The 12,370-nt window shown below is 73.9% G+C and carries 8 protein-coding genes; 3 read left to right on the forward strand and 5 right to left on the reverse strand.

Annotation, left to right across the window (positions count from 1 at the left end; translation table 11 throughout):
• Positions 1–13 precede the first annotated feature (13 nt).
• Complete coding sequence (locus tag AB1207_RS16880; RefSeq protein WP_367639572.1) at positions 14–2,026, reverse strand: alpha-1,4-glucan--maltose-1-phosphate maltosyltransferase; 2,013 nt, start codon at positions 2,024–2,026, stop codon at positions 14–16.
• 165 nt (positions 2,027–2,191) lie between these two features.
• Between AB1207_RS16880 and glgP the strand changes: the two genes are divergently transcribed.
• Positions 2,192–4,756 carry an alpha-glucan family phosphorylase gene (gene glgP, locus AB1207_RS16885; protein WP_367639547.1) on the forward strand — a complete coding sequence of 855 codons (2,565 nt, stop codon included), beginning with the start codon at positions 2,192–2,194 and terminating at the stop codon, positions 4,754–4,756.
• A 12-nt stretch (positions 4,757–4,768) separates the two neighbouring features.
• Here glgP and AB1207_RS16890 read toward each other — a convergent pair whose 3' ends face one another.
• Both AB1207_RS16890 and glgX read right to left on the reverse strand, forming a co-directional pair.
• Positions 4,769–5,443 carry an alpha/beta fold hydrolase gene (locus AB1207_RS16890; RefSeq protein WP_367639548.1) on the reverse strand — a complete coding sequence of 225 codons (675 nt, stop codon included), beginning with the start codon at positions 5,441–5,443 and terminating at the stop codon, positions 4,769–4,771.
• 13 nt (positions 5,444–5,456) lie between these two features.
• Positions 5,457–7,628, reverse strand: coding sequence for a glycogen debranching protein GlgX (glgX, locus tag AB1207_RS16895; RefSeq protein ID WP_367639549.1), 2,172 nt, complete (start codon positions 7,626–7,628; stop codon positions 5,457–5,459).
• Positions 7,629–7,662: 34 nt separating this feature from the next.
• On the opposite strand from glgX, the gene AB1207_RS16900 reads away from it, so the two are divergent.
• Both AB1207_RS16900 and mnmA read left to right on the forward strand, forming a co-directional pair.
• Positions 7,663–8,892, forward strand: a complete 1,230-nt coding sequence (locus AB1207_RS16900) for a cysteine desulfurase family protein (protein WP_367639550.1) — start codon at positions 7,663–7,665, stop codon at positions 8,890–8,892.
• Positions 8,892–10,004: a tRNA 2-thiouridine(34) synthase MnmA gene (mnmA, locus tag AB1207_RS16905; protein WP_367639551.1), complete on the forward strand. Its 1,113-nt coding sequence runs from the start codon at positions 8,892–8,894 to the stop codon at positions 10,002–10,004. The genes AB1207_RS16900 and mnmA overlap by 1 nt, the downstream gene beginning before the upstream one ends.
• Here the strand turns inward: mnmA and AB1207_RS16910 are convergent.
• Positions 9,917–11,857, reverse strand: coding sequence for a putative bifunctional diguanylate cyclase/phosphodiesterase (locus tag AB1207_RS16910; RefSeq protein ID WP_367639552.1), 1,941 nt, complete (start codon positions 11,855–11,857; stop codon positions 9,917–9,919). The genes mnmA and AB1207_RS16910 overlap by 88 nt on opposite strands.
• Before the next feature lie 63 nt (positions 11,858–11,920).
• Positions 11,921–12,370: HNH endonuclease signature motif containing protein (locus tag AB1207_RS16915; protein ID WP_367639553.1), on the reverse strand; the 450-nt coding region annotated here is incomplete at its 5' end.

A 12,370-nucleotide genomic window follows, 5' to 3' on the forward strand; every position in this document is an offset into this window, starting at 1 on the left:
CCTCGCCCCGCCGTCAGCCCGTGACGTGGAGCACGTGGGCGGGTTCGACGTACGGGTCGAGGCGCACGTAGGCGTGCTCGCCCCACTCGAACTCCGCGCCCGTGATCTCGTCGCGCACCGTGAAGCGCTCCCACCACTGCCGGCCGAGGGCGCCCATGTCGAGGTGGACCGTCGTCTCCCGGGTCGCGTGCGGGTCGAGGTTCACGACGACGAGGACGAGGTCCTCGGTGCCGTCCAGCTCCACCCGGCGGCGGGAGAAGCACAGCACGTTCTCGTCGTCGCTCGCGTGGAAGACGGTGCCCCGCAGCTGCTGCAGCGCCGGGTGGTGGTTGCGGACCCAGTTCAGCTTGGCCAGGTAGGGGGCCAGGGACCAGCCCTCGCGCTCGGCCTTGGCGAAGTCGCGCGGGCGGTACTGGTACTTCTCGTTGTCCAGCTGCTCCTCGGCGCCGGGCCGGGCGGCGTGCTCGATGAGCTCGTACCCGGTGTAGATGCCCCACGACGGCGACAGCAGCGCCGCGAGGACGGCCCGCAGCTTGAACACCGGCGGCCCGCCGTACTGCATGGTGGGCGTGAGGATGTCGTGCGTCGTGGGCCAGAAGTTCGGGACCATGTAGTGCGCCGACTCGGTGGTCAGCTGCTCGAGGTACTCCCGCAGCTCCCAGGCCTGGTTGCGCCAGGCGAAGTAGGAGTAGGACTGCTGGAACCCGACCTTGGCCAGCGTGTGCATCATCGCCGGCTTCGTGAACGCCTCCGCCAGCCACACCACCTCGGGGTGCTCGGCGTTGACCTCCGCGATGAGCCACTCCCAGAACTCCACCGGCTTGGTGTGCGGGTTGTCGACGCGGAACAGCGTGACGCCGTGCTCGACCCAGAGCAGGACCATGCGCTTGACCTCGGCGTAGATCCCGGCCGGGTCGTTGTCGAAGTTCAGCGGGTAGATGTCCTGGTACTTCTTCGGCGGGTTCTCCGCGAAGGCGATGGACCCGTCGGCGCGGGTGGTGAACCACTCGGGGTGCTCGGTGACCCAGGGGTGGTCCGGCGCGCACTGCAGCGCGATGTCCATCGCGACCTCGAGGCCGAGCTCCTTGGCGCGCCCGACGAAGAAGTCGAAGTCCTCGAACGTCCCGAGGTCGGGGTGCAGGGCGTCGTGGCCCCCCTCGGCGGCCCCGATCGCGTACGGCGACCCCGGGTCCAGCGGGCCGGCGGTCAGGGTGTTGTTCGGGCCCTTGCGGTTGATGCGGCCGATGGGGTGGATCGGGGTGAGGTAGGCGATGTCGAAGCCCATCTCCTTGATCGCCGGCAGGCGCTCGGCGGCCGTCCGGAAGGTCCCGGAGGTCCAGCGACCGGACTCCTCGTCGAAGGTCGCGCCCTCGGACCGGGGGAAGAACTCGTACCAGGCGCTGAAGGCGGCGAGCTTGCGCTCCACCCGCACGGGGTACGTCGCGGACGGGCTGAGCAGCTCGCGGACCGGCAAGCGGTCCAGGACCGCCCGGACCTCCTCGGTGCGACCGGCGTCGAGGCGCTCGTGGTCGCCGCGGGCGGTGTCGCGCAGCCCGGTGGCGGCCTCCTGCAGGACGGCCGCGTCGGCGGCGGGACGCCCGCCCTGCGCTGCGGCGCGTTCGAGCAGCCGGGCGCCCTCCTCGAGCATGAGGGCCACGTCGACACCGGCCTCGACCTTGATCGTCGCGTCGTGGTCCCAGGTGCCGTACGGGTCCGACCAGCCTTCGACGCGCAGGCCCCACAGGCCCTCGGTGTCGGGGGACAGGGTGGCGACGTAGGCGTCCTTGCCCGGGTTGACGCACGTCATCCGCACCGACGGGCCGTCGGTGCCGTCGGGGCGGACGAGGACGGCCGTCGCGGCGACGGCGTCGTGGCCCTCCCGGAAGACGGTGGCGCTGACGGGGATCAGCTCACCCGGCACGGCCTGCGAGGGCCAACGTCCACCGTCCACGACGGGCTGGACGTCGAGCACGGGGATGCGGCCCACGGGGGGCTGCCCGGGCCCCGTGAGCGGGCCCGTCCGCACCGTCAGCCGGTCCTGCGCTCGGTCGTGCACTCGGTCCTGGTCACGGTGCTGGTCGATCGTCACGGGGCGAACCTACCGAGAGGGGAGGCGCCCGTCGCGGGGAAGTGGGCGCGGATGGGGGCGAACCCGTCGCGGTCGGGTGATCACCGGTCTAGGGTCGGCGCCGTGAGAGCAATCAGGCGCTTCACCGTCCGCACCGTGCTCCCCGCGCCCCTGGCGCCGCTGGGTGACCTGGCGAGCAACCTGAGGTGGTCGTGGCACAAGCCCACCCGGGACCTGTTCGAGTCCATGGACCCCGCCGCCTGGGTCGCGGTCCACCGCGAACCCGGGGCGCTGCTGGGTGCCCTGAGCACGGAACGGCTCGACGCGCTCGCGCAGGACGCGCAGTTCGTCGAGCGGGTCCGCGCGGCGGCCACCGACCTCGAGGCCTACCTGTCCCGGCCCGGCTGGTACGCCGGCCTGGGCGCCGACGCGCCGAAGGCCATCGCGTACTTCTCCATGGAGTTCGGGATCACCGGGGCGCTGCCTCAGTACTCCGGGGGCCTGGGGATCCTCGCGGGGGACCACCTGAAGTCGGCCAGCGACCTGGCCGTGCCCATCGTCGGCGTGGGCCTGTTCTACGCGACGGGGTACTTCAAGCAGTCCCTCTCGCGCGACGGCTGGCAGCAGGAGACCTACCCGGTCCTGGACCCCGACGGCCTGCCGCTGTCGCTGCTGCGCGAGAGCGACGGCAGCCCGGCGAAGGTGTCGGTGGACCTGCCCGGCGGTCGCCGCCTGCACGCGCAGGTCTGGAAGGCGCAGGTCGGCCGGGTGCCCCTGCTGCTGCTCGACTCCGACGTCGAGGACAACGACGAGGCCGCCCGTGGCGTCACCGACCGCCTCTACGGGGGCGGTGGCGAGCACCGGTTGCAGCAGGAACTCCTGTGCGGCATCGGCGGCGTCCGGGCGCTGCGGTTGTGGTCGCGGCTGACCGGGGCGCCGGAGCCGGAGGTCTACCACACCAACGAGGGGCACGCCGGGTTCCTGTCCGTCGAGCGGATCCGCGAGCAGGTCGAGCGCGGCCTCACGTTCGACGAGGCCCTCGAGGCCGTGCGCTCGGCCACCGTGTTCACGACGCACACGCCCGTTCCCGCGGGCATCGACCGGTTCGGCCGCGACCAGATCGGGCTGTACTTCGGTGGCGACAACCCGCTGCCCGGCGTCCCGGTCGAGCGCATCCTGGCCCTGGGCGCGGAGGACTACCCCGGCGGCGACCCGGGCGTCTTCAACATGGCGGTCATGGGGTTGCGGCTCGCGCAGCGCGCGAACGGCGTGTCCCAGCTGCACGGCGCCGTCAGCCGCGGCATGTTCGACGGCCTCTGGCCGGGTTTCGACGCCCCCGAGGTCCCGATCTCCTCGATCACCAACGGCGTGCACGCGCCGACCTGGGTGGCGCCCGAGGTGTTCGCCATGGGCAAGCAGTACATCGGTCCCGAGCTGCCCCGGGAGGGCCTGGGGTTCGAGAAGGTCGGGCAGGTCCCCGACGAGGAGATCTGGCGCACCCGCCGCGTCCTGCGCGGCCGGCTCGTCGAGGACGCGCGCCGGCGGCTGAAGCTGTCCTGGTTGCAGCGCGGGGCGTCCGAGGCGGAACTGGCGTGGACGAAGGACATGCTCGACCCCGACGTCCTGACGATCGGGTTCGCCCGCCGGGTCCCGACGTACAAGCGGCTCACGCTCATGCTGCGCGACCCCGAGCGGCTCAAGCAGTTGCTGCTGCACCCGCAGCGGCCCGTCCAGCTCGTCATCGCGGGCAAGTCGCACCCGGCCGACGAGACGGGCAAGCGGCTCATCCAGCAGATGGTCCGGTTCGCCGACGACCCGGCCGTGCGGCACCGCATCGTGTTCCTGCCGAACTACGACATCACGATGGCGCTGTCCCTGTACCCGGGCTGCGACGTCTGGCTCAACAACCCGTTGCGGCCGTTCGAGGCGTGCGGGACGTCGGGCATGAAGGCCGCGCTCAACGGCGGACTGAACCTGTCGATCCTGGACGGGTGGTGGGACGAGTGGTACGACGGCGGCAACGGCTGGGCGATCCCCACCGCCGACGGCGTCGACGACCCCGACCACCGTGACGACCTCGAGGCCGCGGCCCTCTACGACCTGGTGGAGAACTCCGTCGCCGCGCGGTTCTACGACCGCGACGAGCGGGGCCTACCGGCGCGCTGGCTGGAGATGGTTCGGCACACGCTCGCCTCCCTCGGGCCCAAGGTGCTCGCGAGCCGCATGGTCACCGACTACGTCCAGCAGCTCTACGTCCCGGCGGCCCAGGCCGGCCGCGCGGCGGCGGCGTCGTCGGCGGCGGGGGCCAAGGACCTGGCGCGCTGGAAGGCGTCCGTGCGGGACGGCTGGTCCGGGGTGCGCGTCGACCACGTCGAGTCCTCCGGGGTCGGCGACTCCGCGCAGATCGGCGACGTCGTCCACGTGCGGGGTTTCGTCTCCCTCGGTGACCTCGCGGTCGACGACGTGGAGGTCCAGGTCGTCCACGGCCGCGTCAGCGAGTCCGACGAGCTGCGGCCCTCCGGCACGGTCAGGTTGACGCCGGCGGAGTCGTTCGGCGACGGGCGGCACCGGTTCGAGGGCGAGTTCGCGCTGCGCCAGACCGGGCCGTTCGGCTACACCGTGCGCATCCTGCCGCGGCACCCGGGGCTGGCCACGTCGGCCGAGCTGGGGCTCGTCGTCAACGCCTGAGCCGACGCTCGATCAACGACCGATCGCCTCCAGGACGTCCTCGGGGACCGTGAGGTGGGGCCAGTGGCCCGCACCGAGGTCCCCGAGGTCGACCGCGTCCACGAGCGGGTTCAGCCCGCGCAGCACCGTGAGGTCGACGTCCCGGCTGGACCGGACGTAGAGCGTCGGCACGTCGAGCCCGGCCAGCACCGGCCGCGGGTCGAGCGCCAGCACGGCGTGCCACAGCGGGCGGACGGCGGCGGGGTCGGTGGCGAGGACGCCGGCGACGACGTCCTCGCCGAGCGCGGCGTCGTGCGGGCCCCACGAGGACCGCATGGACGCCTCCAGCGTCCGCCGCCAGTCCGGGCGCAGCACCGCCTCGGCGCGCGACGCCTTGCGCTGCAGCGCGTCCTCGGTGACGGGGAGGTTCGCGTCGAGCAGGACGAGACGGCTCAGCAGGCCGGGGTGGCGGGCCGCGAGGACGAGCCCGGCGACCCCGCCGGTGCTGTGCCCGACGAGCACCGACCCGGTCGGCACCTGCTCGGCGAGCCGGTCCGCGACCGTCTCCAGCGTCACGGGGACGACCGCGGCCTCGGCGCCGTGCCCGGGCAGCTCCAGCCGGCGCACCGGTTCCGGGGCGAACCCCGGCGCGACCCTGTCGAACTGCCACGGCGCGCACCCGATGCCGGGGACGAGCACGACGGTCACGAGGAGCTCGCGGTCACGGGGTGGCGAACACCCGCACCGACCACGGGGCCACCCGCACCGCCTGTCCCGCCCCGGTGACACGGCGACGCCGGTCCGGGGTGGAGGACCACCGCGGCGCGAACGTGGTGACGCCCTCGACCGTCGGCAGCGTGACGTCGAGCTGGCGGGGCCCACCGTTGACGACGACGAGGACCGAGTCGTGCCCGCGGTCGCGGCCGTCGACGAGGACCTGCAGGATCCGGCGGTCCGCCTGGTGCCAGTCCTCCACCGTCATCGGCCGGCCGTCCTCGGCGAACCACAGCAGGTCCTGGCGCTGGTCGCGGACGGGGGAACCCCGCCGCACCCCCGCCTCCCGCAGGACGGGGTAGCGGCGGCGCAGCGCGAGCAGTTCGCGCACGTCGTCGAGGAGTTCGGTCTGCCAGTCCTGCAGGTCCCAGTCGATCCAGCTGACCTCGTTGTCCTGGCAGTAGGCGTTGTTGTTGCCGCCCTGGCTGCGCCCGAACTCGTCGCCGGCCGTCAACATCGGGACGCCCGAGGACAGCACGAGCGTGGCGAGCAGGTTCCGGATGCCCCGCCGCCGCAGGTCCAGCACGTCCGCGTCGTCGGTCGCGCCCTCGACGCCGTGGTTCCAGCTCGTGTCGGAGTCGCTGCCGTCGCGGTTGCCCTCGCCGTTGGCCTCGTTGTGCTTGCGGTCGTGGGCGACGAGGTCGGCGAGGGTGAAACCGTCGTGCGCCGTCACGAAGTTCACGCTGGTCAGCCGGCCGCGCTGGACGTCGAAGGTGTCCGCCGACCCGGCGAACCGCGTCGCGAGTTCGCGCAGACCGCGTCCGGCGGCGACGGGGGCGGAGTGGCCCAGCGCGATCTCGCGGGCGTCGGTCAGCCAGAACCGCCGGACCCCGTCGCGGTAGCGGTCGTTCCACTCGTGCAGGGGCGCGGGGAACTGGCCCGTGCGCCAGCCGAAGGGCCCCACGTCCCACGGTTCGGCGACCAGCTTGGTCGCGGCCAGCACGGGATCGGTGCCGAGCGCCACGAGGAAGGGGTGGTCGGGGGAGAACCCGTCACGGCCGCGGGCCAGCGTCGTCATGAGGTCGAACCGGAACCCGTCGACGCCGAACTCGTCCACCCAGTACCGCAGGGAGTCCAGCGCGAACTGCACGACGCGGCGTTCGGTGAAGTCCAGGGAGTTCCCGCAGCCGGTGACGTCGAACGGTCGGCCGCCCGCGTCGCGCAGGTAGTACGTCGCGTCGTCGAGGCCCCGCAGCGACAGGTGCGGCCCGTCCGGCCCCTCCTCGCAGGAGTGGTTGTAGACGACGTCGAGCAGCACCTCGACGCCCGCCGCGTGCAGGTCCTGCACGGCACGGCGGAACTCGTCCCGCACGGCGGCCGGGCCGGCGGCCCGGGCGGCGGCCGTCGCGTACGCGGGGTGGGGGGCGTTGAACGCCAGGGTGTTGTAGCCCCAGTAGTTCGACAGCCCGCGCCGGCGCAGGGCGACCTCGGACGTGCTCGCGTGCACCGGCAGCAGTTCCAGCGTCGTGACGCCGATGGAGTGCAGGTGCTCGAGCACGGCCGGGTGCGCCAGCGCTGCGTACGTCCCGCGCAGCTCCTCCGGGACGCCGGGGTGCCGCTGCGTCAGACCCCGCACGTGCGCCTCGTAGACGACGGTCTCCGCCCACGGGACGCGCGGCCGCTCGTCGGCCCGGACCCGCAGCTCCTGCGGGAGTCCGGGCAGGACGACGCCGAGCGGCACGTGCGGCCCGCTGTCGCGGGGGTCCGCGACGGCGAGGTCGCCGCGCAGCGTCTCGTCGACGGTGTGGCCGAACACCTCCGGGGCCAGGGCGACCTCGCCCTCGATCCCCCGGGCGTACGGGTCGAGCAGGAGCTTGGCGGGGTTGTGCCGCAGCCCGCGTTCGGGGTCCCAGCGGCCGTGGACGCGCAGGCCGTAGCGGGCGCCGACGACGAGGTCGGGGACGTGCCCGTGCCAGACGCCGTGGTCGACGTCGGTCAGCCGCGTGCGCGTCTCGGACCCGTCGGTCGCGACGACGCAGACGTCGACCGCGTCGGCGTGCCCGGCGAAGACCGCGACGTCGGCCCCGTGCCCGTCCGCGCGCAGCGTCACCCCCAGCGGGTGGCTCCGGCTGCCGGTGCCGGGAGGTGCTGGTGGGGCCGGACGGATCGGGACGGGCACCGGCGCAGTCTGTCAGTTCCTTACACTCGACGCTGTGACGGCGGACCACCGGGCCTACCTGGACCACGCCTCGACGACCGCCCTGCGGCCCGAGGCCCTGCAGGCGTACGTGGCCGAGACCGCCCGCGGCGCGGGCAACCCGTCGTCGCTGCACTCGGCCGGGCGCCGCGCCCGGGTGGCCGTGGAGGAGAGCCGCGAGACGCTGGCGGAGCTGCTGGGAGCCCGTCCGGGCGAGGTCGTCTGGACCTCCGGGGGCACCGAGAGCGACAACCTGGCCCTCACCGGGCTGTACCGGGCGCGGCGCGACGCCGACCCGGTGCGTCGGCGCATCGTCCTGGCCGCCACCGAGCACCACGCGGTCCTGGACTGCGTCGAGTGGCTCGAGGCGCGCGAGGACGCCGTCGTCACCTGGGTCCCCGTCGACGCCACGGGCCTGGTGGACCCGGCGGTCCTGGCCGAGGTGCTCGGGGACGGCGCGGACGTCGCGCTGGTCTCGCTCATGTGGGCCAACAACGAGGTCGGCACCGTCCAGCCCGTGGCCGCCGCCGCCGAGACCGCCCACGCCGTGGGGGTGCCGCTGCACACCGACGCCGTCCAGGCCGTCGGCCACCTGCCGGTCGACTTCGCCGCCTCCGGGGCGGACCTGCTGTCGCTGTCGGCGCACAAGTTCGGCGGGCCCGTCGGCACCGGTGCGCTGCTCGTCAAGCGCGGGACGACGCTCGTGCCGCTGCAGCAGGGCGGCGGGCAGGAGCTGGGCGTGCGCTCGGGCACCCTCGACGCGCCCGGCGCACGCGCGACCGCGGCGGCGCTGCGCGCGGCGGCCGGCGGCCTGCCGGCCGAGGCGCAGCGGCTCGCCGCCCTGCGCGACCGCCTGCTGGCCGGGGTCTCGCAGGTGCCCGGGGCCGTCGTGCGGGGGGCGGCGCCGGGGCCGGGGCGCCTGCCGGGCAACGCGCACGTCACCGTCGAGGGCTGCGAGGGGGACTCCCTGACCTACCTGCTCGACGCGGCCGGCGTGGAGTGCTCGACGGGCTCGGCCTGCCAGGCCGGTGTCCCGCAGCCCAGCCACGTGCTGCTCGCGATGGGCCTGTCGCCGGCGGAGGCCGCGGGCGCGCTGCGGTTCTCCCTCGGCTGGACGTCCACCGAGGCCGACGTCGACGCGGCCGTGGCCGCGTTGGGGCCGGCCGTCGAGCGGGCGCGCCGGGCCAGCGGTTCCCGGGCCGGCCGGGCCCACCGGCGGCGCCCGGCCCTGGCGGGGGGCGCCTGATGCGCGTCCTGGCCGCCATGAGCGGGGGAGTGGACTCCGCGGTCGCCGCCGCCCGCGCCGTCGAGGCCGGGCACGACGTCGTCGGCGTCCACATGGCGCTCAACCGGAACCCCGGGACGCTGCGGACGGGGTCGCGCGGGTGCTGCACGATCGAGGACTCCCTCGACGCCCGCCGCGCCGCGGACCTGCTGGGCATCCCGTTCTACGTGTGGGACCTCTCCGAGGACTTCGTCGAGGACGTCGTCGAGGACTTCGTCGCCGAGTACGCCGCGGGCCGGACCCCGAACCCGTGCGTCCGGTGCAACGAGCGCATCAAGTTCGCCGCGCTGCTCGACAAGGGCATCGCGCTGGGGTTCGACGCCGTCGCGACCGGCCACTACGCGCAGGTGCGGACGGGCCCGGACGGCAGCGCCGAACTGCACCGCGCCGCGGACGAGGCGAAGGACCAGTCCTACGTGCTCGCCGTCCTCGACGCCGACCAGGTCGCGCACGCGATGTTCCCTCTCGGCGACGCCCCGACGAAGGCGCAGGTGCGCGAGGAGGCGCGCCGCCGCGGGCTGCCCGTGGCGGACAAGCCGGACAGCCACGACATCTGCTTCATCCCCGACGGGGACACCCGCGGGTTCCTCGCCGACAAGCTCGGGGAGGTTCCCGGGCAGATCGTCGACGAGTCCGGCGAGGTCCTCGGCGACCACACGGGGACGTACGGCTTCACGGTGGGGCAGCGCAAGGGCCTGGGGATCTCCCGGCCCGCCCCCGACGGCCGGCCCCGGTACGTGCTGAGCATCGAACCGGTCCGCCGCACGGTGACCGTCGGCCCGGCCGAGCGGCTGGCCGTGAGCGGCCTGCACGCCGTCGACCCGGTGTGGACCTGCCCGCCGCCGCAGGGGCCCGTCGAGGTCCACGTGCAGGTGCGGGCCCACGGCGAGGCCGTTGCGGCGGTCGTCGAACCCGTGGGCGACGGGATCTCCGTGGCGCTGCGCACGTCGTTGACGGGCGTCGCGCCGGGGCAGACGGTCGCCGTCTACCGGGGGACGAGGGTGCTGGGTTCGGCGACCATCGCGGGGACGTCCACGGGGAGTTCGCCGGGAAGTTCCGCGCGGACCTCCTGAGCCGGCTGCGGCTTGGCGTACAGGTACCCCTGGGCGTAGGTGCAGCTGAGCTCGCGGAGCACCTCGGCCTGCTGCTCGGTCTCGACGCCCTCGGCGACGACGTCCAGCCCGAGGCTGCGGGCGAGTTCGATGATGGAGGCGACGAGCAGCGTCGCCGACCCGCCGAGGGAGAGGTCGCTGACGAAGGACCGGTCGATCTTGACGGTGTCGACCGGCAGGCGGCGCAGGTAGGACAGGCTCGAGTAGCCGGTGCCGAAGTCGTCGATGGCGACGAGGACCCCGGCGGCGCGCAGTTGCGCGAGGCGCGCCGACACCGCCTCGAGGTCCCCCACGAGCACGCTCTCGGTCACCTCCAGCGTGAGCTGGGACGGCCGCAGCCCGCTGTCGCGCAACGCGTCCCGCACCACGGTGAGGACGTCGTCGTTCGCGAGCTGGACCGCGGACAGGTTCACCGCGATGCCCACGGGGTAGCCCCGTTCGGCCGTCCACGCGGCGGCCTGGTGCGTCGCGGTGCGCAGCACCCAGGCCCCGATGGCGAGGATCTCGCCGCTGGCCTCGGCGAGGGGCACGAAGTCGAGCGGGGAGACCATGCCGCGCTCGGGGTGGCGCCAGCGCAGCAGCGCCTCGTACCCCTTGGCGCGCGCGGCCTGCCCGGCCGGTCCGCAGTCCTCGGTCTGGCGCCGGTAGTCGACCGTCGCCTGGTAGAAGACCTCGAACTGGCCTTCCGCCAGGGCCCGGCCGAGGTCGTCGCGCAGGGACGCCTTGTCCTGCGCGGCGGCGGACATGCCCTCGGCGTAGGCGACGAGGCGGTTCTTGCCGCTGGACTTGGCCCAGTACATGGCCAGGTCGGCGTTGCGCAGGAGTTCGGCGGCGGAGTCCAGGTCGCTGCGCTGCTGGCACAGCGTGGAGGCGTCGGCCGTGCCGAGGCTGGCGTGGACGTGGACCTGCTGACCGTCGAGCAGGACCGGCTGGGACAGGCTGGCCAGGAACCGGTCGCCGACGCGCCGGGCGGCCGCCTCGCCGCCGTGGATGACGACGGCGAACTCGTCCCCGCCGAGCCGGGCGACGAGGTCACCGCTGCGCACGCAGGCGCGCAGCCTCTGGGCGACGGCGAGCAGCAACTGGTCGCCGGCCGCGTGCCCGCGGGAGTCGTTGACGTTCTTGAAGTCGTCGAGGTCGACGAACAGGACGCCGACGTCGTCGCGTCGGGACAGGGCGCGGGTGAGGAACTCCTGCAGCAGCGTGCGGTTCGCCAACCCCGTCAACGGGTCGCGCAACCCCTGCTGCTCGTTGAGCCGCCAGGAGGCGAGGTGGGTGACGCTGGCGGCGAGGACGAACGCCGCGTGGACGACCATCCAGCGCCAGGGGTGGTCCATCGCCGCGTGGTGGCTGTAGACGAACCGGGGTTCGAGGGTGCCGAGGACGCCGTGGTGCACGACGACGATGAAGAGCCCGATCGAGAAGGGCACCCAGTCCTGGTAGAGCGCCACCAGACCGATCATCACGAAGAAGTGGAAGTGCGCCTCGGTTTGCCCGTCCCAGAACTGCACCAGGACGGTGGAGGCGGTGAACAGGCTGGCTGAGGCTCCCGCCGACCGCAGCTTGCGCGAGTAGCCGGTGGGGACCGCGAGAGCCAGCGGAGCCAGCACGAGGGCGCCGCCGGCGAGCACCGTCCACGGCGACAGCCCCTGGAACGCGCCGAACACCACGAGACCGATGGCCTGCAACGCGGCGACGCGCACGATCGCGCCGTGCCGGCGGTGCCACACCTCGTCGGGCAGCATCCGACCCTGGGGCAGCAGGGACACCACTGCGCCGGTGGAACGTCGCAGCAGGCTGCGGGGGGAGCTCACGCCACACCTTCGACCGCTTGACGTCTCAACTGCAGGAGCGTCCCCCGATCGGCGGATGACGTTTCAGGCAGCAGTGCGCTCGGGTGGGTCGTCGCTTCGGAGGGCGTGGGCGAGTTCCCGGGCTCGGTCGAGGAGGCCGGGGTGGTCGTTGCGGGTCCACGGTCCGGGGTCGGCGAGCCGCCCGAGGTGACGGTGCAGAGTGCGCGTTTCCGGGAGCCCGTCCTCACCGAACCTTGCTTCGAGTCGTCCGGCGTGCAGGGCGCGGTGGTGCCGGCCGCAGAGCAGGATCAGGTTCTCGATGCTGGTGGGTCCGCCGTCGGCCCAGTGGACGACGTGGTGGTAGTGGCAGGCCCACGCCGGTGCGCCGCAGCCGGGGGCGGTGCAGCCGCGGTCGCGTTCGGCGACCAGGAGGCGCTGGGCGGGGGTGGCGTGCCGGTCCTGGGAGTGCAGGGAGCGGGGCCGGCCGAGGCGGTCCAGGACCGCGACGGACAGGTCGGCGTCGCAGGTGGCGGC

The sequence above is a fragment of the Kineococcus endophyticus genome (assembly GCF_040796495.1).
In the GTDB taxonomy this organism is placed as follows: Bacteria; Actinomycetota; Actinomycetes; order Actinomycetales; family Kineococcaceae; genus Kineococcus; species Kineococcus endophyticus.

What these genes read in the sequence shown, in the direction of transcription:
- mnmA (WP_367639551.1), top strand. Translation starts at nt 8,892, where the DNA reads ATGCGCGTCCTGGCCGCCATGAGCGGGGGAGTGGACTCCGCGGTCGCC.